The 25,253-nt window shown below is 54.0% G+C and carries 21 protein-coding genes and 1 tRNA gene; 7 read left to right on the forward strand and 15 right to left on the reverse strand.

Translation table 11 applies throughout. The annotated features are described in order from the left end of the window. Positions 1-662: 662 nt before the first annotated feature. Genes SH678x_RS20495 through SH678x_RS20505 form a run of 3 tightly spaced genes read right to left on the reverse strand, consistent with a single transcriptional unit; the run spans position 663 to position 2,272 of the window. On the reverse strand, positions 663-998 hold the full coding sequence (locus tag SH678x_RS20495) for a cupin domain-containing protein (RefSeq protein WP_496920323.1): 336 nt from the start codon (positions 996-998) through the stop codon (positions 663-665). Between the two features lie 2 nt (positions 999-1,000). Next, on the reverse strand, positions 1,001-1,810 hold the full coding sequence (locus tag SH678x_RS20500) for a class I SAM-dependent methyltransferase (protein ID WP_496920324.1): 810 nt from the start codon (positions 1,808-1,810) through the stop codon (positions 1,001-1,003). Positions 1,811-1,813: 3 nt separating this feature from the next. Next, entirely contained in the window at positions 1,814-2,272 is a 459-nt protein-coding gene (locus SH678x_RS20505; protein ID WP_496920325.1) for an Rrf2 family transcriptional regulator, read from the reverse strand. Between the two features lie 237 nt (positions 2,273-2,509). Here SH678x_RS20505 and SH678x_RS20510 point away from each other — a divergent pair, with 237 nt between their 5' ends. Further along, positions 2,510-4,732 (forward strand): nitric-oxide reductase large subunit, encoded by a 2,223-nt coding sequence (locus SH678x_RS20510; protein WP_496920326.1) that lies wholly within the window; start codon positions 2,510-2,512, stop codon positions 4,730-4,732. A 1,066-nt stretch (positions 4,733-5,798) separates the two neighbouring features. Here the strand turns inward: SH678x_RS20510 and SH678x_RS20515 are convergent. From SH678x_RS20515 to SH678x_RS20550, 8 genes are all read right to left on the reverse strand, one after another. Next, a complete protein-coding gene (locus SH678x_RS20515; RefSeq protein ID WP_496920327.1) occupies positions 5,799-6,494 on the reverse strand; it encodes a hypothetical protein in 696 nt (231 codons plus the stop codon). Positions 6,495-6,504: 10 nt separating this feature from the next. Beyond that, positions 6,505-7,065 carry a hypothetical protein gene (locus SH678x_RS20520; protein ID WP_496920328.1) on the reverse strand — a complete coding sequence of 187 codons (561 nt, stop codon included), beginning with the start codon at positions 7,063-7,065 and terminating at the stop codon, positions 6,505-6,507. A gap of 29 nt (positions 7,066-7,094) precedes the next feature. Then, a complete protein-coding gene (locus SH678x_RS20525; RefSeq protein ID WP_496920329.1) occupies positions 7,095-7,316 on the reverse strand; it encodes a hypothetical protein in 222 nt (73 codons plus the stop codon). Between the two features lie 737 nt (positions 7,317-8,053). Continuing rightward, positions 8,054-8,578 carry an AICE element replication initiation protein gene (locus SH678x_RS20530; protein WP_496920330.1) on the reverse strand — a complete coding sequence of 175 codons (525 nt, stop codon included), beginning with the start codon at positions 8,576-8,578 and terminating at the stop codon, positions 8,054-8,056. A gap of 997 nt (positions 8,579-9,575) precedes the next feature. Further along, positions 9,576-9,649: transfer RNA gene (locus SH678x_RS20535), tRNA-Arg, on the reverse strand. A gap of 76 nt (positions 9,650-9,725) precedes the next feature. After that, on the reverse strand, positions 9,726-9,947 hold the full coding sequence (locus SH678x_RS20540) for a hypothetical protein (protein WP_496920331.1): 222 nt from the start codon (positions 9,945-9,947) through the stop codon (positions 9,726-9,728). 15 nt (positions 9,948-9,962) lie between these two features. Then, complete coding sequence (locus tag SH678x_RS20545; protein WP_496920332.1) at positions 9,963-10,568, reverse strand: DUF6677 family protein; 606 nt, start codon at positions 10,566-10,568, stop codon at positions 9,963-9,965. 188 nt (positions 10,569-10,756) lie between these two features. Beyond that, positions 10,757-11,776: a serine/threonine-protein kinase gene (locus SH678x_RS20550; RefSeq protein WP_496920333.1), complete on the reverse strand. Its 1,020-nt coding sequence runs from the start codon at positions 11,774-11,776 to the stop codon at positions 10,757-10,759. A 172-nt stretch (positions 11,777-11,948) separates the two neighbouring features. Here SH678x_RS20550 and SH678x_RS20555 point away from each other — a divergent pair, with 172 nt between their 5' ends. Both SH678x_RS20555 and rbp read left to right on the forward strand, forming a co-directional pair. Next, entirely contained in the window at positions 11,949-13,451 is a 1,503-nt protein-coding gene (locus SH678x_RS20555; protein WP_496920334.1) for an alpha/beta hydrolase-fold protein, read from the forward strand. A gap of 454 nt (positions 13,452-13,905) precedes the next feature. Beyond that, positions 13,906-14,202 (forward strand): RNA-binding regulator, encoded by a 297-nt coding sequence (rbp, locus tag SH678x_RS20560; protein ID WP_496920335.1) that lies wholly within the window; start codon positions 13,906-13,908, stop codon positions 14,200-14,202. A 96-nt stretch (positions 14,203-14,298) separates the two neighbouring features. On the opposite strand, the gene SH678x_RS20565 is transcribed toward rbp, so the two are convergent. Continuing rightward, positions 14,299-15,402, reverse strand: coding sequence for a DUF1559 family PulG-like putative transporter (locus SH678x_RS20565; RefSeq protein ID WP_496920336.1), 1,104 nt, complete (start codon positions 15,400-15,402; stop codon positions 14,299-14,301). A 282-nt stretch (positions 15,403-15,684) separates the two neighbouring features. Here SH678x_RS20565 and SH678x_RS20570 point away from each other — a divergent pair, with 282 nt between their 5' ends. Further along, positions 15,685-16,587: a serine/threonine protein kinase gene (locus tag SH678x_RS20570; RefSeq protein ID WP_496920337.1), complete on the forward strand. Its 903-nt coding sequence runs from the start codon at positions 15,685-15,687 to the stop codon at positions 16,585-16,587. Between the two features lie 129 nt (positions 16,588-16,716). Next, positions 16,717-17,004 (forward strand): small basic protein, encoded by a 288-nt coding sequence (locus SH678x_RS20575; protein ID WP_496920338.1) that lies wholly within the window; start codon positions 16,717-16,719, stop codon positions 17,002-17,004. Positions 17,005-17,146: 142 nt separating this feature from the next. On the opposite strand, the gene ilvB is transcribed toward SH678x_RS20575, so the two are convergent. After that, positions 17,147-18,886: a biosynthetic-type acetolactate synthase large subunit gene (gene ilvB / locus SH678x_RS20580; RefSeq protein ID WP_496923089.1), complete on the reverse strand. Its 1,740-nt coding sequence runs from the start codon at positions 18,884-18,886 to the stop codon at positions 17,147-17,149. Between the two features lie 276 nt (positions 18,887-19,162). Then, positions 19,163-19,387, reverse strand: a complete 225-nt coding sequence (locus SH678x_RS20585) for a hypothetical protein (protein ID WP_496920339.1) — start codon at positions 19,385-19,387, stop codon at positions 19,163-19,165. Between the two features lie 168 nt (positions 19,388-19,555). Between SH678x_RS20585 and SH678x_RS20590 the strand changes: the two genes are divergently transcribed. Beyond that, complete coding sequence (locus tag SH678x_RS20590; protein ID WP_496920340.1) at positions 19,556-19,891, forward strand: hypothetical protein; 336 nt, start codon at positions 19,556-19,558, stop codon at positions 19,889-19,891. Positions 19,892-19,897: 6 nt separating this feature from the next. Here SH678x_RS20590 and SH678x_RS20595 read toward each other — a convergent pair whose 3' ends face one another. Next, positions 19,898-21,652, reverse strand: coding sequence for a redoxin domain-containing protein (locus SH678x_RS20595; RefSeq protein WP_496920341.1), 1,755 nt, complete (start codon positions 21,650-21,652; stop codon positions 19,898-19,900). Positions 21,653-21,969: 317 nt separating this feature from the next. On the opposite strand from SH678x_RS20595, the gene mfd reads away from it, so the two are divergent. Next, a complete protein-coding gene (gene mfd / locus SH678x_RS20600) occupies positions 21,970-25,221 on the forward strand; it encodes a transcription-repair coupling factor (RefSeq protein ID WP_496920342.1) in 3,252 nt (1,083 codons plus the stop codon). Positions 25,222-25,253 lie beyond the last annotated feature (32 nt).

Here is a 25,253-nt window from a genome sequence, read left to right on the forward strand (position 1 = left end):
TTACGTGATTGTCCGAAGGCTTGCAACCAGCCTCTGCATCTAGATTCGTTGTGTACCGTAACCTATCGGTGCGCACCAGTTAAACGCGGCTCAGTTTCATCGACTGCACCTAGATTCAAATTGATGTTCGGAACTGTGCTAATTTCAATCGACCGCAGTTGGCGGCAGCGAAATGCGCCGTCATCCTGAGGACACTTAGCGATCTGCGCAGGGCTCCGCTTCTGACCAATGTCGAACCGTCAGAACGCAAAAACTTGATTTGCGTCCAATAACACACCCTGATGGTGCAGTGATCCGCAGTCCGTAATGCCATGGAGGCAGGTAAATCGTTTAGCCCGTGTGAAACCCGAGTGCGGTAGCGCACTCGACTACTTTTCCTGGGCGTGGCCGCATATCGAGACTGGGACCTCGTGGCGTGCCACCATAACGCCAATGGGTAACGGGGATCTCGCTCGCCTCTCTGGCTGAATGGCGTAACAGCATCGTAGGTTGCTCACAATATAGAATGTTGAACAGCAACACAGCGTCAACCTGAACACGAAATTCTGATTTCACTAAGTCGCATGGCTAGCAATCCCCGCTCCCGCGTTCGGTGCCATGCCAAGAGGGTCGCTGCCATGATATTGCTGACCAGGAGCTTACCGTACGCCGCTTGGACGTTTCTAGGCCTTGGGCCCACCCTGTTTCAAGAGCAGAAGCAACATGAGGACGGGTGACATAGCGCGAATGCTGTGCGGCAGTTGCGGCGGCATGTGAATCCATGTCCCACCTGACGCACGCAAGCTGTCTGAACCAAGAGTCACTTCAGCCTCTCCCGAAAGGAAATGCATGATCGCAGGCATCGACGCGGTATGTTCTGACAGTTCTTGACCAGTCGCAAAGCCAAACAAAACCACCTTCAGATGATCGTCCTGATACACCGTTCGGCTAAGCGTTCCGTCGTCGGGCGGCGCAATCTCGTCGCTTAAGTTTGCAAGTATCGTGCAGAGCGAATTCATGACTACGACCTTTCTGATTTGACGGCTACGAATGCAACCGCCGCTAAGTGCTGGCTGTACTTTCTGAAAACCCTTCGCATGGCAAGCACTCGTCGCCGCGCCTGACTGTGCGTCACCACATTCCAAACGAAACGTATCGCCCGCAGCAGCCCTTCGTCGCGAATTAGCCGAGCGGGTTCCAGAAGATGCATGGGTGATTTCTCGCTCGCAACAACCGTAAACCCGGCCGATTGGAGTAACTTTTCCCATTCCTGAACTGTGAGTGGGCGGACGCCAACGTGGATGTCATCAGACAACTCACGGCATATCGCTTCACGAACCTCGTTGGGTACGTCGTTGGGAGTAAGGCACAGCTCATGAATGCCATAACGTCCGTTTGTCCGCAGTAGTCGAGCTGCCTCGGCGATAATTCTCGCTTTGGCTGTGGATGGTTGCATGGACAACATGGCTTCTCCGTAAACAACAGTTGCCGAAGCGTCTGCAAGTCCCGTCTGTTCCGCTGTTGCTACGACGCATTTTTGACTTGGGCCGGAGAGAATCCTTTGTACTATGGCGGCGGCATCTTGGTGTCGTTCGACAGCGGTAAAAGAGGCTGGTTGACGGGCCAGAGTCAATCGGACCGTTGCACCGAGCCCTGGCGCAAACTCCACGACATCGTCTGTGTGATTGATGTCGAGTTTTGATAGGAGTCTTTGGGTCAGTTCGCGGCCGCCCGGTCGTAATACTCGCTTCCCCATTCGAGCTAGCAACCAGTGTCCTGGCATCTTTTCTACGGGAGGGTTAAGTGGCGCTACTTGGGCCGAGAGAGTCATGGCTCATTTCCTTTGTGATGGTTGCCGCTTGTATGGTGATTTAATTACGTCGCAAAGAGGTAAGATGGCACTCGTAGACTGCAGGAGGCGAGCGATGGTCACTCGACCTAGTGCCTTCTCGGTCTCGGCGTAAACACGATCAAGCTCTTTGTGAAGCGGACACAATCGTGTGTGAGAAGGTAGCCCCAAGGGACAATGACGAATTCGTTCTAGAGGCGAAACGGCGTTGACAACATCCAGAATAGTCACCTTCTCCGGCGGAATGGCCAAACCATAGCCTCCGCCCGGACCAGATTGTGAAGTCACCAAACCTGCCTGCACCAATTCTTGGAGCACTTTGTTTAAATAGCGCCGCGGAACTTTGGTGCGCTCAGCAAGCGCATCAGCCGCTTCACGTTGATCGACGTTAGTCGCTAGCCACACCACGGCGCGTAGCGCATATTCAGCAGTCTTCGGCAGCATAATTCCTCCTCGTTCAATGATCTTATTCTATACCTTGACGTACAGTAATCAACCTCTATATTTGAACTACTTGTTGAAGGCTTAAGTTTGCTAGGCCAACGTTGGCTGGCAATCCTTAAATTTTACGTTCTTTCAAACAAGCCCCAGCAACTTTGCGAGTTCCAGCGAGTGGTCATATCGTGATTCGCAGCACTCGATGCCCTCGTATGAAATTTTCTAACATTGGCGAGCATTTCTATGAAGCGACTTTGGCTCCTATTCAGTGCGGTTATCATCCTCTCGTTTAGTGTGCTCGGCTGGATCGGGACTCGCATCTATCAAGAGGCCCCGCCTATTGCCGATAAGGTAGTCACGACAGCCGGCGTGACGGTCGTGGACTCCGGCGTCATTCAAGCAGGACAGAACGTTTGGCAGACATTGGGGGGGATGCAAGTCGGCTCGATCTGGGGCCACGGCAGCTACGTCGCGCCTGACTGGACAGCCGACTGGCTACATCGCGAAGCGGTATTCATTCTCAACCGTTGGTCGAACACCGAGTTTCAATCCGACTTCGAGTCACTTGGCGCCGAGCAACAAGCACAGTTGAGTGGTCGGCTAACGACGCTGCTGCGAACCAATACCTACGATCAGGCAAGCAAGACAATAGTCATCGACCCGCTGCGCGCCGAAGCGTTTGCAGCCAACTTTGCCCATTACTCGGATATTTTTGCGAACGGCAATACGGACTACGCAATCCCAGCAGACGCCGTGACCGACGAGTTTCGCTTAAAAGCTCTTTCGGCGTTTTTCTTTTGGTCGTCTTGGGCTGCCTCGACGAACCGACCCGACTCCGACGTGAGCTACACAAATAACTGGCCGTACGAGCCCTTAGTCGCCAATCGGGCCACGGGTGACGCGGTTGTCTGGACCGGCGTGAGCATCATCATGCTCCTGGCGGGCATCTCGGCAATGGCGTGGTGGTATGCTTCGCACCGAGCCGAAAGCGAGGAATCTCAGCCTCCCACCAACGATCCACTTGAGCTTTGGAAGGCAACGCCGTCACAGCAAGCGACCGTCAAATACTTTTGGGTGGTCTCTGCCTTGATCCTATTGCAAATGCTGTTGGGCGTCATCGTGGCACACTACGGGGTTGAAGGAGACGGCTTCTATGGGTTTCCCCTTTCACAGTGGCTTCCCTACAGCGTAGCCCGCACTTGGCACGTTCAAATCGGCTTGTTTTGGATCGCTACGGCTTGGCTTGCGGCAGGCTTGTTCATCGGACCTTTGGTGAGCGAGCAGGAGCCGAAAGGGCAACGACTGGGCGTCAACATACTCTTCGCTGCTTTGCTGGTTGTCGTGTTTGGCTCCTTAACCGGTGAGTGGCTCAGCATCCACAACTACCTGTCGGATGCCGTTTCGTTCTATTTGGGTCACCAGGGCTATGAATACGTCGATTTGGGGCGAGTCTGGCAAATTGGCTTGCTGATCGGTTTGCTGCTGTGGTTGTTTCTCATGGTACGCGTGCTCCTGCCAGCACTGCGGCAGCAAGGCGAGCAAAAACAACTCGTCGCTTTACTCGCCGTCGCCTCCACGGCCATTGCTCTGTTCTACGGTGCTGGGCTCACGTGGGGCCGACACACGAACCTGTCCATCGTTGAATACTGGCGTTGGTGGGTGGTCCATCTTTGGGTCGAAGGTTTCTTTGAAGTCTTCGCAACGACGGTGATTGCCTTTGTCTTTATGCGGCTGAATCTGATACGGCCCGGGATTGCTGCGGCGGCTGCGTTGCTTTCTGCGACGATTTTTCTGGCAGGCGGCATCATCGGCACTTGTCATCACCTGTATTTTTCTGGAACTCCTCCAGTTGCTTTAGCGTGGGGCTCTGTCTTTAGCGCGTTGGAAGTCGTCCCCTTGGTTTTAGTAGGATTCGACGCCACGGAAGACTTACGGCGATCAAGAACCTCACCTTGGGTACTCCGCTACAAATGGCCCATCTACTTCTTTGTCTCGGTGGCCTTCTGGAATATGGTTGGCGCTGGTTTGTTCGGGTTTATGATCAATCCCCCGATTGCCCTCTACTACATGCAGGGACTCAACACGACGCCGCTCCACGGGCACGCGGCTTTATTTGGCGTCTATGGTATGTTGGGAATCGGACTGATGCTGCTATGCCTGCGCGTGCTGGTCCCTGGCGTTCAATGGAAGGACGGGCTGCTGCGATTCTCGTTTTGGGCACTCAACGGCGGCTTGATGGCGATGTGTGTACTCAGCTTGCTGCCCGTCGGCCTGATGCAAACGTGGGCCTCGGTGGAACACGGATACTGGTACGCACGCAGCGCGGACTTCATGCAATCGGCACTCATGCAAAATCTTCGCTGGATGCGTGTGCCAGGTGACACGATTTTTTTTCTGGGTGCGGTAGCACTTGTAACTTTCGTGGCGGGTTTGAAAACCGGTCACTCCTTTAGGAGATCAGAATAGTGGCCATTTCTCATGCGGCAGGGGAATCGATCGTTCTTTGTTGGCGTAGTCGGTCTTGTGCCATTGGGGTTTGTAGATCCAGACTTCGCTCGACCTGTCGATATCACGCGGACGCATGATACAGACCTCGGCGGGCCTCATTCCGGCAAGTCGCTGGAGGCTGTAAATCGCAATTGAAAATTGTAGCGGTTGCCGGTCGAAAATTGCGGCGCTGGTTGGTGGCGGGAGTCTGGTCATGCCCCTCCCGATTGGGCGTTTGGTTTAGCTCTGTGGTTTGAATCGGCTGCTGCGGCGGGCGTTTGGGTTATGTGGCTTTATGCGGCTCTCCGACCAAAGCTACGGCCAAGGACCGAAGACAGCAGTTATAGCTGGACTTGCCTGGTGGGTGATCGCCACCATGCAGTCTGCTAAATGGATTGCGCTCCTATCCATTCCTCTAGTGGAAGTTCTCGTACTGGCGACAGCTACCGTACCTGCCATAATTGTGGCAACGCTGGCAGGTGCTTGGTTCTATGAGAAGTGAACTCACAAAGCCCGGACGAGCAATGCTTCGAACAGCTAAAGTTAGAAACTCTTCCATCCCTGACAATTGCCGCAATTCGACCGTTTTTTCATACGCACTCTCCGTCGACGCTTGTTCCGGCAAACTTGTTTCGTTCGCTCTAGCCGCCCTGGTCAGGCCATGGTGTTGCGCGCCCATGACGAACCGACATTTGATACCAGATTCACCGAAGGGAGTATCGCTCCCATCGACCGGAAGCAGCGCAGCGGCGGGTGGTGCATGGCGACATATATGGACCAGGAGGTCGCACACATAGGCTGCCGCCGGACATTGAATTGTCGCCGTCAAAATGCCTCGCGCTCCGACTTAGGAAAGTCGCGCTCGCTTGGCCATCGTTCGTACTCCTGAGTTTTCGCAGGGAAACCCTCAGGCTAGCACGGGCGTCAAGAGGAGTTTCGAGGAACGGCTAAATGCATTACAGGTTTTAATCGCAAATGGGATCTCGCCTGCCAGCAATCGAATCTTGATATTGATCTCGGCGACATTGATTCCGGATTTCCAGGGTCACTCAAATTCAGCGGTGCGATTTGGCGGCAGCTTGCTTGGCGAAGCCTCTTTACAGTCGCCGTTGATTTGGTGCTCATACGCATCCGTATCAAAAAGCAAGCCGTTCTCATGGCTGGCGTCTGAAAACGCATCGTTGATGGCTTGCTCGTTATCGACGTCGGTCGAAACTATGGTTGATTTGTCCAAAGTCGTAAGAAATTTCCCGAGTTCGTCTCCGACAATTTTAGGAGCCACTTTGGCAGAATCTTGGTTTGTATTTTGCTGGGTTGTCTCGATTTGCGACTCTTCCTGTGGTTGGGTTATTCCTGGCGAACCCGCATTGAGTTTCAGCTCTTCGATGATGTCCTTGACCAGCTCTTGCAACTTGACAGGGATTTTGTCGACCAGGAGTCGCTTGATGAGTTCACCTTCACAAATTCCCTCTCGGGCGGCGTTCTCGTAAATCCTGTTGTGCATGTCGCTTGGCAGCGAGACCGTGAGTGAACGATGTTCCTGATGAGCAAATCCCAGGTGAAGCTTGCCGTTCGGATTCGCGAGGTGTTGTGCGACGTAATTTTTAAATGACTTGCTACGCGAAAACTTATTCGAGGCCTGAACGAAGCAGGTTAACAGGAAAATCTCCTCGGGTAGCAGGATGGTAACGCTCCTTGTGCCTTGAGTTGGCTCAACGGCTGTGTTGGATAGGTTATTCATAACGATCTCCTCAGTAGGGGAGGTTAGAGTTGTCAGTCAGACCGGCTGCGGCCAATCGCTGTTGCCAGTATTTATGATCAGTCAGGGCGAGCAGTGCTTCAAAGACGCTTTGCATGGTCGGCGAAGTTCTCTTGTTCGGCGTTGTCGAGTGGCCATTGCGATCGGGCCAGCGACTGGGTGGAAGGAAATGGCCGTCGATAAATAAGAGCCCCTGCCAGCAGGCTGCTCGGTGCCAGTAGCGAGACTCGCGGCGCACCCTGCCCTGCTCACACGCCCATTCGCGCACCGACCGGCGATTGCGACGGCCGAAAGTGCTGCTGGCTCGCTGACACCACTCAGCTTGGACCTGGCGGGCCTTCGCGAAGAACTCCTCTTTGGCCGTGTCGCATTCGACCGTGGCCAGGGGATTCACGTAGACGCATAGCGGTAAATCGCCTTCCGGTATGGCGAGTCGTTCGACCACGCCTTCCACCAGCGACTCAATGTCCGGCTGGAATCGCTGGACGGTGACGAGTTCGTCAAACGTCAGCAGCTTTGCTGTTTTGCCGTACGGCGGATAGACGGGATTCATGGTTTTCTCCTTTCTTGGTGGCGTTATTGTTAAGGGGTTTTCGAGGAAAACCCTGGATGGGATGCCGTCGGCCCGCGTGGATCCTCTTTTTCCAGGAGTTGGACAATGAAGTCGGGCCACTTAATGCCCTGCAATAGGGCTTGGGCCTTGGCGGCGTTGAAGACGGGTTCAGGGACTTCGATGTGCAAGATTCGCATCGGATGGTTAACGTGACTTTGCCTGTTGGCAAACTGGTTCCTAGTCTCGGACATGAGGGTACTCACTTTCTTTGAGATGCGATTGGCTGAGAGAAACTCTGAGCAATCCTTGGCAGTCTGCTGCGAAAGATAGGCAGATTTTCAGGTGTCGGTACCGTTAATTCTCCATAGATGAACTGTAAGATCTGTTGATTCCTAGTCGTAATGTTTATGGTGTTATTACTTCACTTTTATTCCATTTATTATATTAGTATATTCTTATTATCTATTAATTTTATTATTTTAGTTTTAGTCTTTATTCCAATTTCATTTACCTGTTCAATTTTCAGTCCTGTTACTTAATCCCATTTCATTCCTAGTTCATTTATAAATCTCAGTTATTCTTTGTGATAATTTTTGTGAGACAAAACTGCTCACGCTCAACTTTCCGAAACCCTAGAATTTCATGAAAGCGGCACGAGTAGCAAAACTATCGATTCATTCAAGGAATTCCTCGAAATGCTTTGCTTCTACACTCAACCCTAAACGAATCCTTGAATAATGCGTTTGGTCGGATTGAATTCTATTACGGATTACTATTGGCATGTGAAGGTGGCAGGATCTAGTCGGCTCACTTTAGCCTTGCTTGCAAGAACTTATGAGGTGATCAAACTTGATTCGACTCATCGCTCTCAGAAGAATCTTATTCGCCTTCATCCATTTGCTCATCATCGTCTTCGTAACCACATTCCTTATAAAGATCGAAATTCGCGTCGCCATATACAATCTTTTTGAATTCTGATTCGTTGTTGTCACAGAAATCTTGGCAGAATTTGAACGCTGGTTCTAGCTTGCTTCGCAGTTCTTCTAATCTTGTCACATGCTGCTGTGCTCGGCAGCGCCAAACCATTGACAATGATGGGACATTGGAATGAGAACAGCACGGATTCGCCGTCTGTGAAGAGCTTTCTGCGCTCTATGCCATTACCCGTCACTGCGCGGCAAAATAGATCGGCAGTGGCCCGATTAAACGAAGAGACGTTCTCGAAGCAAGGAATCGCATGACTCTGCAATGCCTGGACAGCTTGCCGCATATCATAGTCGCCCAGGACGGGCACAGAGCTCCGATCAATTAGGTTTCGGATCCGTCTGCACATGGTTGTTTTTGCGGAACCTTGTGGGCCAACTACCATCAAGATGGGACTTGGTACACGTGGGTCGAGCGCGCTCAAGAGCCACGCCAGTAACAGCAACCTTTCATCCTCGCTAAGCTGTGGAACAAACTGAAAAAGAGTTTCGACGCTTCCGCCCTTAGTGGGAATTTGAATCTCTTGCATGTGAGCCTTTCTCACAAACTTCGGTCGCGATTGATGTTGCACCCGCCAACCTCTGGGATTGATTTCGACGACTCGATGATCTTTGTCGGCCAAGTCGAAATACAACTCATGACCTTCGCTAGCGAATCGACAATGAAGGCTTTGAGTGGGACTTTGCAGTGCCGGCAATTCGAGCTCGCTCGCAGCTGCTTTCAGATCGGAGCGTTTGACTTTGATGTTTGGGCCGTATTTTTTCCGAACTAGTTCGAGTAACCGCTGTTGGGTATTATTCGATTTGAGAGGCAATGTCTCGACATAAGGAATAGAGGTGTTTGACGGAAACGAGATATAGTGGTCGTTGAATTGGTTCAAGAAACTTTGCACACCGCTGGCAATCGCAAGTTCGGCAATATCCTCAGGACTGGGAGGGCGAACGTTTGTTGGGTTCGCAGCGGCGAGATAATTTAATAATTGGGGCTTGGCCATTTTGACTACCTTCTGAAAGTTCATGATGTGTCGTGTGGAAGCCGCGATAAAATCTCCTTGTGATAGGCAGCGAAGTCGCGCGACAATCGACTCCACTAGAAGTAGCGGAAGTATTCACTTCCACTGGAAAGAATTTCGTAGTTAGGCGAATTGCTCGGAAACTACGACGAAAAGTCTTTGACAAATATTCACACGTAGGTTTGCGGCTGAATATTCAAGACTCGAAAGATGTGCATCGCCCTTCAGACAGCGCAAGTCGCGTGAGTGGCGGATTAGAGCCAAGCGAATGGCGTCACCAGCGTCATGTTGACGTAAGTACTGGCTGGCTAAGGCTGATAAGACTGTCGCGAGAGGTGACGCTAAAATCTCTCGCGTCATCAATCGTCTGTTACGGTCGCGAACCCGGCATTGATTGCGCAAATGGCAGTTTCAATTCACGCTATTGCGTCAGAAACAAAAGTGTACCCAAAAAACTTGGGTACACTTTTGATGATGGGTAGAAGGCCGTCGACGTAAGTCCTTACCAGATAAGTACGCCCGGAGGGACTTGAACCCCCAACCCCTGGTTCCGAAGACCAGTGCTCTATCCAATTGAGCTACGGACGCAAAATGTGGCCTTTAGCATAAGGTCTCGGCGCCTCACCGACAAGCGACTGCTAGAAGGATGGGTAATGTCTTGCGATCAAACCAGCTTGCCCATCAGCCACAGAACGGCCATCACAACCACCATGAACACCACGATCCAGCCGGCGAAGCGGACCGCATGATTGACGATCGGCCGGAATTCCTCGTGATGCGTTGCCGCACAGACCAAGCTGACGCTCACGATCAATGGCACGGCGTACCACATACTTACCACCGCAAGCAGTGGGTATACCGGAACAGTATTCAAAAATGAAAGCATGCTAAGATCTCGCGACTAAGAGCTGCCATCGGATGGCGTCGGCTTGTCACGATCCTGTTTCTTGGGATGTGTTTTAAGAATGAGTGGCCCCGACACCGCATCGCAAATGACTAAAACATTCAGCAACCCCGCGATGACCGTGTAAACGGTTCCAATCTCGAAAAACGGATGGAGTTCAACGGTCCACTTGGCGAGTTCGTTGGGCTGCGTCGACATGTGGCCCGAATCGTCTTTCCAGGGAGTGGGCTCATTCTTGGGTGGGGCCATCAAGCCATTCCATAGTGGAGGCTTACCACTTTCAACGCGTTGACGTTGAATGAGCATGGGCGTTGCTGGCAGGCCCACGCCAAGCTGACACAAATACTGCCAACGGTATTGCTGCTCCCAATTCGTGGCAGCGTACACAACCTTGCCACCACCCAGGTAAAGCCCATAGGCGAACGTGCCCAGGATGCAAATGAAAAACAGCAGACCCTTGCCCGTGCGGCCTTGATACACGTGACCTAAGCCAGGAATGGCCCACGCCAGCAAACCGGCGAGCCACGGCTGCTTGAGGTCGATCACTACCGCTTCGCCAGGAGCGTCGGAACCGTCGGCATTAGGAATCAGGACTTTGGCCATATAGCATTGGAAAAAAATTCATGTCCGTTGGCCGCAGGCCTACGAAGAGTTGGTCTTAACACGAAATCCACGAATTCGCCATTTTAGAGAACGAGATGGAGTCGTCCCAGGGCAGAATTATCGCGTTGGCTTCGTGTTCTAATTGACAATTCGCCGCAGACACTTAAAATATTGCCTGCCGATGAAATTCATCGCAACGCGGCGATCAGGCCGATCACGGCGAGTAGGACAGCCACAATTCCCAGCATTTTCAAGTTGGGGCCACTTTTTTCGACAGTTCCCCCTGCTTGCAAACGCTGGGTCAAGTTGGGAATGCTGACGGTCGAATCACTCGCCGATTCCGAGGCAGGTTGCTTGGCATTATTAAAACTCACCGCGTTTGCTTTGCCTGCGAGCAGGTTTTCCAAGGCTTCGGCGATGATCATCGCATTGGCAGGCCGATCCTCGGGCTTCTTTGCCAACATTTGATCGACTAAATCGGCAAGCTCCGTAGGACAATCTTTCACCAACACATCAAGCCGCGCCGGCGCGGTTTCCAGATGTTGATCGAAAATTGTGGCAAAGTCAGGTCCATCAAAGGGGACATGGCCCGACAACATTTCAAAAGTAATACACCCCAACGCATAGATATCTAACCGGCCATCAATGTTATCTTGTCCCGTGATTTGCTCGGGGGGCATGTATCGCCAAGTGCCAACAGTTTGGCCAGCCACGGTAAGACGCGAGTCGTTCAGGTCGCGCGCAAGGCCAAGGTCTCCAAGTTTAACCAATCCATCGTCGGAAAGATAAAGATTGGCCGGCTTAAGATCGCGGTGCACACACCCACGCTCATGAGCATGAGCCAACGCCCGGCAAACCTGTGCCGTCACTTCGGCGGCTTCACGCCAGGGGAGTCGATAGCGAGAGTTGAGGACGTCCTTTAACGTGCCGCACTCGACCAACTCCATGGCACAGTAGATACTGCCTTCGTGGAGTCCCGCTTCATAAACACGGACGATATTTTGGTTGTCCAGTTTTTTCAATAAGGCCACTTCGCGGACAAATCGCCGCTGGACCTCGGGCTCCATCTCCTTAGTGCCGTGCAAGATCTTGATCGCGACGCGCTGGCCCGTTTCTTGATGATGAGCTTCAAAGACGGCGCCAAATCCGCCGCGGCCCAAACAACGGCCCAATACATAGGGCCCCACTGATTCTTCAGTCGTCGGCATAAACGCAAACCTTGCGCAAGTTCTAGGGAAAGAAAAATGCGAGGCCGCCTGACTCGCGATCGACCCACATTCTAACCATTGTTTCGTTGATTCCCAACAGATTTACCTTGCGAATTGGCAAGGAGTGCTGGAATATGAGGCAAGCCATTTTGGAGGCCCATTCGTGAAAAGTATGCCATTTTGGATTGTGATTTTGCTGTGGCTAAGTCCGGCTGCGCTCGCCGAAAGCCCGTCGGGGGTAACGGGCACAATCGAGCATCACCCCAACTTTCCCGCCAAAAATCTAGCCTCCAGGCACATCGACGTCTGGCTGCCGCCGTCCTACGGCACCGATCCCGACAAGCGGTATCCGGTCGTCTACATGCACGACGGGCAGAATCTTTTCGATCCCAGCAAATCGTTCATCGGTGTTGACTGGGGCGTCGACGAAGCGATGACCAAGCTGATTGCCGAGAATAAGATTCGCGAAGCGATCGTCGTCGGCATCTGGAACACGATGGATCGGACCAAAGAATATCTGCCGGAACGCGCGTTTCGTGAACTCGCCGATGAGTCGCTCCGCGATAAAATCCTCAACGACCTGGGGCATGGCGACAAGGCTCTCACACTCGATGATTTGCGTGCTGACGACTATCTCAAATTTCTTGTCGAGGAACTCAAGCCGTTCATCGACAAGACCTATCGCACGCAACCCAAATGCGCAAACACCTTCACCATGGGTTCCTCGGCGGGTGCATTCATTTCGCTTTATGCGATCTGCGAGTATCCCCAAGTCTTCGGCGGAGCAGGTAGCATCTCAGGTCACTATCCGCTGGGCGATGGCATGTTGGTCGACGCCTTTCGAAATCGCCTTCCCGACCCGCGCTGCCACAAACTTTATTTTGACTTCGGCACCGAGACGCTCGACAAAGATTACGAACGCTTTCAGTGGATGATGGACGCCGCCGTCGCCGCGCGGGGTTATATCCGCGGTTGCAATTGGCTCACCTGTAAGTTTGCCGGTGCGGACCATTCCGAGCGAGCATGGCGGGCGCGGGTCGATATTCCGCTTGAGTTTTTTCTCGGCAAGCAATCAGGACGTGTTTATCCACGTCACTGGTGGTCGGCGATCGAGGATCCCAACAAACCCGCATGGGAAATCCTGCCGCAGGCCACCCAAGATGGCGAAGTGATCTTATCGAAACGCAACGAACTGGGGCTACTGTCCAATTTTGCCGCGGCATCATTTATGTTTTGCGACAAACGCTATGCGAGCCTGGAAGGGTTTTGGCAATCGATGAAATATCCGGAAGGTCCAGATGACCCACGCAACAATCATCCAGAAGTGAAATGGGAGTTTACCCGCGACGAGGTGGCTCAGATGGTCGCTTTCGATGCCAAGCACGCCGGCGAATTGGCTTCCGAGAACATGCGTAAACTGGGCATCGACTGGGTCAGCTTCAAAGGCCGGCGATTTCCCTATCGTCCTGACCAACCCGGTGAACATTATCGCTTGATCGTCGCCGCGACGAAAGCGAAGGTCTGCCAGAACCCCATTGTATCAAGCGTGTTGCTCTCGACCGGCGATCTCATCCTGAAGCCCGATCACCTTCAAGAGGGCGATACTCCCGCCGCTTGGCGTTATTACGACATCCTGATGCAAATACGACGCGAACTACGCGAATTACACAAATAGGAACAAGAATTAACCGCTAATACTCGCTAATAGACGCTTATGAATCCCTTGAAATTTACAGTTTGATTCGTGCAGATTCGTATTATTCGTGGTTCTTTAAATCTGTAACTTTGGACAAACACACACGCTAAAAACTGATCAAAAAGCCCCCCGGAAGTGGTGCTTTTGCGAAGAATTCAATCCGAAATCCTAGCTCATGGCAAGATATTCTCGACACGGCCTACCAAGTCGTTAGAATGGCGAACCATGGTGCGTCGCATGCGGCACGCGCGCTACAAAGCTTTTCGAGCCGCAAATGCAGTGGGAGTCTTTTTTTAAGCGCAAGAGGGTGTTTCCTCCCCCGGCCTTGGTGTTCGCCGCCAAAGTACCGTCTTGCGAGTGCCGGCACTTTTCTCGTCAGACTAAATAATCTTGTCGCACGTGGCAAAGGGCCCGTCTTTTTGGAGTCCGTGAGATGAAATTGTATGTGGGTAACCTATCGTATTCGACCACCCAGGAAAGTCTTGAGACCGCGTTCAGCGATCACGGACGAGTGGAAGAAGTGGCTATCGTGATGGATCGCGAAACGGGCCGTCCCCGCGGATTTGCCTTCGTGACGATGAACAACGAGGACGAAGCGCGGGCCGCGATCGATAGCGTCAACGGCCAGGAGATCGACGGTCGCACCGTGACCGTCAACGAAGCTCGCCCCAAAGCTGAACGGAGTGGCGGCGGTGGCCGCAGCGGCGGTGGCGGCGGACGCCGCTGGTAATTAGTTGACGTGATTGTAAAAAAGAAAAAGCCCGGAGAGTTCCTCTCCGGGCTTTTTGTAAATACTCAAAGCGGACGTCGCATCACTCAGATCGAACTAAAAGTCTGACTCCGAGAGCGGTGGATTCATGAAATTTCGCAAAATTGTCGCTTTGTCAGCTCCCGTGTAATCAAGTGCATCGGCCTTGGCACCATTAGGAGTCATCAACTGCTGATAGACACGGTACTCGATATTTTCATTAATTGACTTTGCCGAACCTCCAACAAAAGCAGCATTAAAGACTTCAGGATGTTCGCTTGCAGGGCGAGCATACCCCTGTCGTTCAGATTCAAAGGAATTAGGGAGCAAATCGGGTAGCTTGTTAAGGCGTGCTTGGTTCGAAGGTAAATTAGGGGAAGAATTATCAAAGACCCACACCATGCCATAAATCTGCTCAGCGTTGCCGCCGTTCATGTATTCAGAGGGGTAACGAGAGATTGGGGCGATCCAAGTATTATAAATCGAATCGTCTTTCCAGTAATTTTCATCTTTATGAATATTCTCGGAAAGAAGCAACGTGGTTGAGCCGCCATCCTTAATGTCGGCGCCAAGCCTAACTTTGGCATTCCCTCGTCCTGGCCTTAAATCGTCACAAATCCCATTCGCTTTTTTGTCCTGGATGTAGTCGCCACTACTATCACGATCGAAATACCCGGTGTTCACGACATAGGTGAGTTTCCCAATTTCTTCATTGGTACCAACATCGTCGGGACAAGCAAAAACCTCGATGCGCGGAGGTTTTAGGTAATAAGAATTGGAATCCATGAGTCCCGGTCCCGCACCGTTATTGTTCGTTATTATCTGTTCTGATAGAGTTTGCTGATCGATTTCTGGCAATATCTTAAATGCCCAAGTCACGCCAAGATCAAAGCCGTTGGCTGGCGTGCGGTCTGCATCCATACCCACAACCGTTGCTGGAAGAGTGGTCTTCACCGATTCGGCCCAGCCGGGAAATCGGTCGTGTTTCGTGGCAAAGCTGACCATCGCCGTACCAAGTTCCTTGATGTTATTAAGACATTGCGCCTGGCGAGCCCGCGCACGCGCCGCGTTAACCGCCGGCAAGAGCAAGCCCACGAGCGTGCCGATGATGGCGATCACGATCAACAGCTCGACCAAAGTGAAACCGCGACCCGCTGACAATTTTGCCGCTGGAAGTTTCATATGAGACTCTCCTCGAAAAGTTTGTTCCGGCTCACGCCGCCGCGTCGCCTCAAAAGAATTGTTCCTGACACCTGGCGGACCAGCCACATAATTATCACCCAAATCCGGGGAAAATGCCAGCGATTGTAGAAAACAGTGAGCCGGGTGGTCCCCACCCCGGCCCCGGGCAGTGTGGGGGACCCCCCGGCACGCTTCGTTTCTTGTCGGGAGGGCCTCTGGGTCGTAGATTAAAAGATGGCGGTGTGGGGGGTGAATTTCTAGGGCCTCGCAATAGGATCCGAGATGGGGATTGGCTCGTTTTTCAAATCGATTCTCGATGGCGGCAAAGTCGATATTGCCAAGCGCTATGAAATCCTGCGCGATGCCGTCTCGGGCACGATGTCGGACTTTCACAAGGCTCGCGACCGCGAGACCGATCAGATCGTCGGCTTGAAAATCCTCGACAAGGAAAAGACCGAGCAGCTCGAAATGCGCTTCCGCGGCTTGAACAAGCCCTCGGAAGGCGAAATCGCGATGTTGTTTCAGCACCCCCGCATCGTGCGAACCATGGGCTACGGCACCACTTCCAAAGGTCAGCAGTTTATCGTGATGGAGTTTCTCGACGGCCCCGGCTTGAACTCGCTGATCATCGGCAAGAGTAAGCAACTCGACGGCAATCGGGTCGCCCTCATGAGACAAGCCGCCGAAGCCCTGCAAGTTGTGCACGAAGCGGGTTACATCCATCGCGACATCTGCCCGCGAAATTTCGTCTGTTCGGCCGATGTGACCTCGCTCAAACTGATCGACTTCGGCCTGACCGTACCGTCGCGCAAGGAATTCATGCAGCCGGGCATCCGCACGGGGACACCCAACTACATGGCCCCCGAGGTCGTCCGCCGCAAACCGACCGACCAACGGCTCGACATTTTCGCCTTTGGCGTGTCGATGTACGAAATGTTTGCCTTCGACCTTCCCTGGCAGCGCGGCACCGGGGACGGCTTGGCGGCGATGAGCAATGGGCAGTCCGAGCCCACGGCACTCACCAAGCATGTGGCCGATATCCATCCCGACGTGGCCAAGGCGATCCACCATTGCCTGTCTCCCAACCCCGAGACGCGCACCTCGTCGATGAAGCAATTTTTGTCGGCAATTTCGCATGTCGCCCATGAAAAAGCGGACCACCCCTCGAATTTGCGGCGAAAATAGACCGGTTTTTAATCGCCTTAGTCTGCCCTGACCACCCTTGCCGGAATACTAAACAGCGGTTTATACTGGTCGATTCGACCAAATTGATTTGCCACGCCTGAGGGCGTGGATCTTCGGGAGTTGAGTGAGATGACCATCGATAAAAGTTTGAAAGTTCGCCGCGGTGCGACCTCCAGTCGCAGCGTGCTCACGCGGATTGAACGTCTTGAGAAGCTCAAGGAAATGGACCGCTGGACCGAGGGCGATTCCCCGTTGGGTCTGGCCAAGGTGCGTGTTCGTAAGCTTCAGCTGAAGAAGAAAAAGAAGGAAAAGAAGGAAGAAGATGCAACAACCAAGGGCAAGGGTGCAAAAGGTGCCAAGGGCGCAGCAGCCAAGGGCGCTGCACCCGCTAAGGAAGCACCAAAGAAAAAGAAGTAAGCCACTCGCGGCTTAACGAAAAAGATACAAAGGCTGGTGAGAAGCGATTCTCACCAGCCTTTTTTTATTGCATTTGCTGTTTGCACTTGGGCGTCGTTGCAAATAGCCCGGGTAATCTGACTCTCGGCCGGAACTAACGCGGCTATTCCTTAATGATATCCCGCACGGTTTGGCCGCCGGGGATCATCGGAAGCACGTGCTCTTGATACGGCACGGCCACGTCGAGCACATAGGGCCCATCGTGTGCGATCATTTCTTCGATGGCGGGTATGAGATCGACTTTCCTTTGAATATACGCTCCGCCGCAGCCAAACCCTTTGGCGATAGTCACGAAATCGGGATAGCGGTTGCTGCGCTCGCGGGGACCGATGCCGTCCCCTTCACCCCGCCATTCAGGGTTGTCGATCGGACCGAGATACGTGTGTGCCCGGTTGCCGGCCATGAAGCGATCTTCCCATTGCACCACCATGCCGAGGTGCTGGTTGTTGAGCAGCAACACCTTCACCGGCAGCTTTTCGCAAGCGCAGGTGGCCAACTCTTGAATGTTCATTAAGAAGCTGCCGTCGCCGTCGATGTCGAACACCAAGCGCCCAGGATTGGCGGCTTGCGCGCCCATCGCGGCGGGAAGTCCAAACCCCATCGTTCCCAGGCCGCTGCTGCAGAGCCAACGGCGGGGCTCAACAAACTTGTAGAATTGCGCGGCCCACATTTGGTGCTGGCCCACACCCACTGAAATAATCGGATCGTACTTCTGGGTAAGTTGCCACAACGTGTGAATCGCCGATTGCTGCAAAATTCCTTCGTAAGCTGTATCGTACTTAAACGGCTCGTCGGCCTTCCATTGCAGGCACTTCTCGACCCATTCAGAAATATCTTCAGGGGCTTCGACGATCTTGTTCAATTCATCCAAGGCATATTTCACGTCGCTGCACACGGGAATGTGCGCGAGCTTGTTCTTGTTGAGTTCCGACGCATCGATATCAACGTGAATAATCTTGCCATGCTTGCAGAATTCTTCGACCTTGCCGGTCACGCGATCATCGAACCGCACGCCCAAGGCGATCAGCAGATCGGCCTCATCTACGGCGTAGTTCGCATAGACCGACCCGTGCATGCCCAGCATGTCGAGGGATAAGCGATCCGTCGAAGGATAGGCCCCGAGCCCCATCACGGTGGTTGTGATCGGGATGCCGGTTTTCTTGACCAATGTCCGCAGCGCTTCGCTCGCCTCGGCCGTGATTATGCCACCACCGGCGTAAATCACGGGACGGCGAGCCCGCTTGATCGCCGCGGCAATCTGATTGATCTGTTCGGGCCGCGCCTTCGGATTCTCGGCTTTGAACCCGGGCAGGTTGAGCGGTGATGTGTAGTCAGGCGTGCAATACGCCATCTGCACGTCCTTGGGCATGTCGATCAACACGGGCCCAGGACGACCCGACGTGGCGATTAAAAACGCCTCGCGAACCACACGGGCCACGTCGTTGACGTCGGTCACCAGATAATGATGCTTGGTGATGCCGCGGCAAACTTCGACGATCGGAGTTTCTTGGAACGCATCCGAGCCAATCACTTTGGTCGGTACCTGGCCGGTGATTGCGATCAGCGGAATGCTGTCGAGCTTGGCATCGGCGATGGCGGTCACGAGATTCGTGGCACCAGGGCCACTCGTGGCCATACAAACACCCACCCTGCCGGTGCTGCGAGCCAGGCCCTGGGCAGCGAACGCACCACCTTGCTCGTGACGGGGCAAAATCGTGCGAAGCTTGTCGCTATAGCGGGTGAGCGCCTGATGCAACGGCATGCTGCAACCGCCCGGGTAAGCAAAGATCTGGTCGACACCCAAGTTGACCAAGGATTCGACCAGAATGTCGGCACCACTCATTAGGTCAGTCTTAGGGGGAGTCTTCTTTTGCTTTTCCACTGTAGCCACGATGCACCTCAATCCAACGAATAAAATAAACCTGTTGATTCAAGCAACCAACAAACACTCGAACCCTTTATCTTAAACCGACTTGCGGCTTGAAACAAGGATTTCCAGGGTATGCCAAATCGGCCGTGGTTCCAAGAAAAATGGTGATTTTCTCCGGAAAAACAGAGAAATCCGTCGACGAGACCGCCAGCACAGTCTCTGGACAAATTTGAACCCAGCTCGGTTCGCCTAACCGTTCATCCGCTTGGGAATCGTGAACGAATAGAGCACCACGACGGCACCACCCCCCAGCAAGACCGAAGGGGCCCAGACCGGCGGCACGATTTCGCGTTGCTCGATGAAGGCTTTTTGACCCTCGGCGGGCTCCTTCAGCACGGCCTTTTCAACGGCTATGGCTTCGACCCCGAGCAAACAGGTGTAAGCACCCAGTGCCAAGAATAGAGAACGAAACATGGCGTGGATTCCTCAACAATCTGATTGAATGTACTGTGCCTCATCGTTCGGTATCGTCCAAGATGAGATGTGTCTCCAGAGAAGCAAACCACCTACGCATTAAGTGGCTCGCCACGATTGTGACGGCTTGATGTACTGTTCCTTCCAGCGAAATGCTACGATACGGCCATGGCAACTGCACCTCGCTCCTTCTTCCGCATTCGCTATCGCACAGCCATTTTGCTGTTGGTGGCGGGAATGATCCTCTGGAGCGGATTTTCTTACTGGTCCGAATATAGCGAGAATTCGGCGCGGCGCGCGCGGGAGCTTCATGCCCCGCCCTTGGGTGTTACCTGCACCGTGAAAGCCGTTAGTGACGAGCCGCTTGAGTGGATCGGCAAAATTACCGAACAAAGCGAACGATGGATCGTGCTACAAACCGTGCCCGATCCGAACTCACCGAACACTCCCACGAAACACGTCTGGATTCCGCGCGAACGGATCGAGTCGATCGAGGTTGATTGATAGCGATTATTGCTGGGTCGTGGAATCTGTGGAACGGGCTTCCCGCTCAACCTCTGCGTCAGGCTCGGTGAGAACCATCGAGCCAATCATCATCTCATCCCACGATTGATCCCCCCAATGGATATCCTTGGTGGGGTCGGGATTCATAAGATTGTCCGCCGAGTTATCAAAATAGGCGTCGCAGTGCATCACCGTGCCCGCGGGCATGAGTTTTGGTTCGGCGAGGACGTAGGCATTCTGCCAATTGAAATCGTAGTTCGGCACGTCAAGCAACACTTCCTGCGTGCCGTCGGGATAGTTAGCCGTGTAGCGGAAGGCCTTGCCGCGGAGGTGCATGTGCGGCACGAGCATGTGCAGAATCTTGTCTTCACGGAAGCGATGTTCGGCTGGGACATGATAATTCGGATCCCCCGCCGGAATGTTGAATCTCGGATTCACCGCCACGTCGTACTCAATTTTCTTCTTCACTTCCGCCGGATCAGCATAAACCAAGCCCAGTTCGGACCGATCGGTTTGTATGCTGCCGTTGGGCGTGTAGTGCATCTGGAAAACGAGCTTCGCCCCTTTGGGAATAAAACGAGCATATCCCTTGGGCCATGACGCCGGGGGCATGCCTGGCGAATAAGTGCCAATCGAATTGATCAGCGGGTCGCTCGCCTTGAAATCGCGATCGGGTGGAATGAAAAATGCGATCGCATGATGCACCACGGCATAGTTGCTCGGCCGAACTTCCGCAGCGGAGATCCAAGTGTCTTCCCGCATACTGGGCTCGATCACCATATAGACATAGGGCACGGTTCCCTTGGGGGGAACGGTGAACACCTTTTCCATCTTGTAGACTTTTTCTGGTTCTGGGATCTGCCAACCTTCGACGAAATCCAAGTGCGCGGGTAGCTTGCTGGAATCCCCCTCGGGCATGCCATTGTCGACCCACTGGTGAAATGTTTGCTTGTCCTTGTCGCTCATGCGAGCATCGTTAGAAAAGTGACCCACTTTCGGATCGGCATGCCACGGCGGCATTCGCCCGTCGTCGATCACTTCAAGCATCGTTTCCGCCCATGCGGCCACTTCGTCATAACTCGTGAGTGCAAACGGCGCGACCTGTCCCTCGCGATGGCAGCGCACGCAGTGTTGCTGAATCAATCTCGAAACATGTTCGGCGTACGTAATGTCGCCCGTTGGCTCGACCTTTTTCCTACGCCCGATGATGCAGCCAACCGCCTCGGTCTCGGGGAGTGCAACTTCTTGACCGGCAAGCAAATCTTCTAACGCATTGGCCAAATTGTTTTGCTTGATCTCGCTCCGGCTGTAACCCACCCCAAACTGGTCGTCGATGCGTCCGCTATAGCGAACCTGGCGATCCTGATCGAGCACGTACACCGTGGGGGTACGTTCAGCCCCGAATTGATCGGCAACCGTGTGCGCGGAATCCTTAAGCAATGGGAACTCAATCTTGTGCTTCTCGGCGTAATGCGCGATCTCGCGGAGCGTATCCTGTTGGTTGGAATTGACGCCAACGAACTGCACGCCGTCGGCTTCATATTCTTTGGCCATATCCGCCAAACGGCTGCCGTAAAGTTTCGCCAGCGGGCATTCCGTTCCCAAAAACGTCACAACCACGATCGGCTTGTCTTCCCAATCGCTCAGCTTGTGTTCTGCGCCCAGATAGTCCTGCAGTTCAAACTCGGAGATCACCACCTCGGCGGCTTGGCTAGCCGAGGGAATGAGAATCAAACAAATTGCTGCCCAGATGAACTTCATCGTTATCCCTCTCCGTTCAAAGAACGCGAGACAAATCCTTTGTTAATCAAATCTCTGCGTTATTGTCCGACAAGTTTTCGCAACCTGCAACTCGGCCCCCAAATATCAACAAACAAGGTAGGCACCAGCAAATACGCTGGTGTACAGAGAGCGATTACAACTTTCCGCCAAATACCCGACCTGTAAATGCTCTCTTGCGGTAGACTGCTGAAAAAAAATCGGATTGTCCGATCAAATCTCTCCATCAGGCAGATGCTCTCACAGTCCGTTATTGTCTTTTCTCAATCGTGCATCCGGCTTACAATTCGCTCACTTGCATGATGTCCACAGTCGTCGAGGCCAGTACGGCGGCTGCCCGTGAGCTGCACCAACTGGCCAACCAACTTGAGCGGCACAGCGGCTTCGCTGACGTGCTAGCGAGCTTGACCGCAGGTCATGGCGGGACGCTCGGCGGAGTCTGGGGTTCCTCCTGCGCGCTCGTCGCGGCGGCCCTCGAACACCACGCCCCGCAAACCTTGGTCGTGGTTTTGCCGCACATTCGCGACCTCGATTCGCTCTCCGACGACCTCACGCTGTTTACCGACGCCACTGTGGCGCAATTCCCCGCCTGGGAAACCGACGCCGGCGAGCGGGTACTCAACGACGAAATCTATGGCCAGCGCCTGCGACTTCTCAAATCTCTGAGTTCCCAGCGCAAGCCGCGCATCATTGTCACAGCCATCCAAAGTTTGATGCAGCCCGTGCCGAGCGCGGAGACACTCGCTCAAGCCACCCGGCAAATCAAAGTGGGCGACACGCTCGACACGGCGGAGCTCACCCGCTGGCTTGCCGAGGAAGGGTGTACAAGCACCTCAGCGGTGGAGCTCGCGGGCGAGTTTTCCTTGCGCGGAGGAATTCTCGACCTTTACCCTCCCGATGCCGAACACCCGATTCGGGTCGAGCTCTTTGGCGACGAAGTCGAATCGTTGCGGACGTTCGACGTCGCTACCCAGCGGAGCTTGGAATCACTGCAGTCCGTCGATATCACGGTCCTACAACCAACACGCGAGAACCGCACGCACCTTACTGCCTACCTGCCCCAGGAGAGTTGGTTCTTGCTTGTCGAACCCAACGAACTCCAAGAAGAAGGCCGCTACTATCACCAGCGTCTCGAAAAGCCGGAGAACTTTTTTTCCACGTCGCTCACACTCAGCGAAATCAACAAATTTCCCACGGTCACAGCGGCGGGGGTGCCGACGGGGTCGTATGACACGACGGCCCATTTGCAGTTTGAATCGGTCGAACGCTTCAGCGGCGATATTCACCGCGTGCGAGAGGAGCTAGAAACCGCCGCGGCGGATCATCGCGTTTATATGGTGACCGAAACCGAGGCCGAAGCCGAACGCCTTGATGAACTTTTTTCTCAAACACGCTTGCTTAAAGAAGGACTGCTTCAGTTTGTAACCGGACGACTTGCTCGGGGATTTCGCTTTGTCCAAGAGCAAGTCGTGCTCATCAGCGCCGCCGAGCTTTTTCATCGTGAAGAATTTTCACGTCCGACCCAACGACAAACGGGCCGGGCGATCGACAGTTTTCTGCAACTCCGCGAAGGGGATTTGGTTGTCCATCTTTCGCATGGCATCGGCCGTTATCGTGGTTTGAAACTGCTCGAAAAAGAGCAGGGGGCCGAAGAACATCTCGAAGTTGAGTTCCACGGCGGCACGCGAATCTATGTCCCCACGAGCCGCATCGAGCTCGTGCAAAAGTATGTCGGCGGGCGGCAGGCACGACCCACGCTCGCTCACATCGGCGGCAAATCGTGGGTTCGCCAGAAACAAGCGGCCGAGAAAGCCGTCACCGATTACGCCACCGAAATGTTGGAACTCGAGGCAGCTCGTAGTTCGCGCCCCGGCATCGCCTTTCCCGACGACACGGTGTGGCAGCAGGAGTTTGATGCCGCGTTTCCTTATCAAGAAACCCCCGACCAACTGTCGGCCATCGCCTCGATCAAAGCCGACATGCAACTTTCCAAGCCGATGGATCGGCTGCTTTGCGGCGACGTCGGTTTTGGCAAAACCGAAATGGCGATGCGGGCCGCGTTCAAAGCCATCGACGCCGGTTATCAAGTCGCCGTACTTGTGCCGACGACTGTGCTGGCCGAACAACATGGCCGCACATTCAAGCAACGAATGGCTGAGTATCCGTTCCAAATCGCCACGCTCACGCGGTTCAGCTCGACCAAAGAGCAGCGCCAGATTCTAGAAGGAACCGCCGCAGGCAGTATCGACTTACTGATCGGCACGCACCGTTTGGTTTCGCCCGACGTGAAATTCCAAAATCTGGGCCTCGTGATTATCGACGAGGAACAACGCTTCGGCGTGACCGTCAAGGAACGACTCAAAGCCTTGCGCGCAAGCGTCGACGTGCTTACCATGACCGCCACCCCCATTCCGCGCACGCTTCACATGTCGCTGTTGGGCGCTCGCAGCATTTCCAACTTGGAAACGCCCCCCAAAGATCGCTTGGCAGTCGAGACACGTGTCGCCCGCTTCGATGAAACACTCCTCCGCCATGCGATCTTGCGCGAACTCAATCGCGGTGGCCAGGTGTTCTTCGTCCACAATCGCATTCACGATATCCACAATCTTGCGGCCAAATTGCGAGAGATCGTCCCCGAAGCGAGCATCGGCATCGGACATGGGCAGATGACTGAGACGGAACTCGAAGACGCGATGCTCGGCTTTGTCCGCGGCAGTTACGACATCCTGCTGGCCACGACGATCATCGAAAGCGGTCTCGACATTCCCAATGCCAATACCATTTTCATCGACGACGCCGACCGCTACGGGCTGGCCGACTTGCATCAACTCCGCGGTCGTGTGGGCCGCTACAAACATCGCGCGTATTGCTATTTGCTCGTCGATGAGAACCGACATCTTTCGCCCGATGCGGCGCGGCGGTTGCGCGCGATCGAAGAATTCAGCCAAATGGGGGCCGGCTTCGCGCTCGCGATGCGCGATCTTGAACTCCGCGGGGCGGGCAATTTGCTCGGCACACAACAAAGCGGTCACATAGCCACGGTGGGTTACGAACTTTATTGTGCGTTGCTCGAAAAGGCAGTTCGGCAGCTCAAGAAACTTCCGCCACGCGATTCCGTTGACGTGTTGGTGGACCTCCCCATCGGGGCCTTCTTTCCACGCCAATATGTTCCCGACATGCGGATCAAAATCGATCTCTATCGCCGCTTGAGCCGTTTGGTCGCCGAAAAGGATCTCGACGAATTCCGCGCGGAACTGGTCGACCGCTTTGGTCCGCTGCCTGCCCCCGTGGAGCAACTGGTGCAGCTAGCACGCTTGCGGATTTGGGCCCACGGCTGGCAGATCGGCTCGATCCACGTGGAAGGGCAGTACGTGGTGCTGGGCTATAAAAGCCGCCGGCAACTCGACTTGCTGGTAGCACGCAGCCAGGGACAGTTGCGGATCGCCGACGATCAGAGTGCTTATTTGCCGCTGGGCAAAGAGATCGCCGAGCCGGAGCGAATTATGGAATCACTGGAAACGCTCTTGCAGCGAATTGAGCCCAGCCACTAGACTCCCCCCCGCTTTCTAGCGCCCAGTTTTGG

Source organism: Bythopirellula superficialaquae, from assembly GCF_059632245.1.

Excerpts from the sequence above, each read along its gene's own strand:
- SH678x_RS20495 (WP_496920323.1), bottom strand. The coding sequence starts at position 998 with ATGAATTCGCTCTGCACGATACTTGCAAACTTAAGCGACGAGATTGCG.
- SH678x_RS20500 (WP_496920324.1), bottom strand. The coding sequence starts at position 1,810 with ATGACTCTCTCGGCCCAAGTAGCGCCACTTAACCCTCCCGTAGAAAAG.
- SH678x_RS20505 (WP_496920325.1), bottom strand. The coding sequence starts at position 2,272 with ATGCTGCCGAAGACTGCTGAATATGCGCTACGCGCCGTGGTGTGGCTA.
- SH678x_RS20510 (WP_496920326.1), top strand. The coding sequence starts at position 2,510 with ATGAAGCGACTTTGGCTCCTATTCAGTGCGGTTATCATCCTCTCGTTT.
- SH678x_RS20515 (WP_496920327.1), bottom strand. The coding sequence starts at position 6,494 with ATGAATAACCTATCCAACACAGCCGTTGAGCCAACTCAAGGCACAAGG.
- SH678x_RS20520 (WP_496920328.1), bottom strand. The coding sequence starts at position 7,065 with ATGAATCCCGTCTATCCGCCGTACGGCAAAACAGCAAAGCTGCTGACG.
- SH678x_RS20525 (WP_496920329.1), bottom strand. The coding sequence starts at position 7,316 with ATGTCCGAGACTAGGAACCAGTTTGCCAACAGGCAAAGTCACGTTAAC.
- SH678x_RS20530 (WP_496920330.1), bottom strand. The coding sequence starts at position 8,578 with ATGCAAGAGATTCAAATTCCCACTAAGGGCGGAAGCGTCGAAACTCTT.
- SH678x_RS20540 (WP_496920331.1), bottom strand. The coding sequence starts at position 9,947 with ATGCTTTCATTTTTGAATACTGTTCCGGTATACCCACTGCTTGCGGTG.
- SH678x_RS20545 (WP_496920332.1), bottom strand. The coding sequence starts at position 10,568 with ATGGCCAAAGTCCTGATTCCTAATGCCGACGGTTCCGACGCTCCTGGC.
- SH678x_RS20550 (WP_496920333.1), bottom strand. The coding sequence starts at position 11,776 with ATGCCGACGACTGAAGAATCAGTGGGGCCCTATGTATTGGGCCGTTGT.
- SH678x_RS20555 (WP_496920334.1), top strand. The coding sequence starts at position 11,949 with ATGCCATTTTGGATTGTGATTTTGCTGTGGCTAAGTCCGGCTGCGCTC.
- rbp (WP_496920335.1), top strand. The coding sequence starts at position 13,906 with ATGAAATTGTATGTGGGTAACCTATCGTATTCGACCACCCAGGAAAGT.
- SH678x_RS20565 (WP_496920336.1), bottom strand. The coding sequence starts at position 15,402 with ATGAAACTTCCAGCGGCAAAATTGTCAGCGGGTCGCGGTTTCACTTTG.
- SH678x_RS20570 (WP_496920337.1), top strand. The coding sequence starts at position 15,685 with ATGGGGATTGGCTCGTTTTTCAAATCGATTCTCGATGGCGGCAAAGTC.
- SH678x_RS20575 (WP_496920338.1), top strand. The coding sequence starts at position 16,717 with ATGACCATCGATAAAAGTTTGAAAGTTCGCCGCGGTGCGACCTCCAGT.
- ilvB (WP_496923089.1), bottom strand. The coding sequence starts at position 18,886 with ATGAGTGGTGCCGACATTCTGGTCGAATCCTTGGTCAACTTGGGTGTC.
- SH678x_RS20585 (WP_496920339.1), bottom strand. The coding sequence starts at position 19,387 with ATGTTTCGTTCTCTATTCTTGGCACTGGGTGCTTACACCTGTTTGCTC.
- SH678x_RS20590 (WP_496920340.1), top strand. The coding sequence starts at position 19,556 with ATGGCAACTGCACCTCGCTCCTTCTTCCGCATTCGCTATCGCACAGCC.
- SH678x_RS20595 (WP_496920341.1), bottom strand. The coding sequence starts at position 21,652 with ATGAAGTTCATCTGGGCAGCAATTTGTTTGATTCTCATTCCCTCGGCT.
- mfd (WP_496920342.1), top strand. The coding sequence starts at position 21,970 with ATGATGTCCACAGTCGTCGAGGCCAGTACGGCGGCTGCCCGTGAGCTG.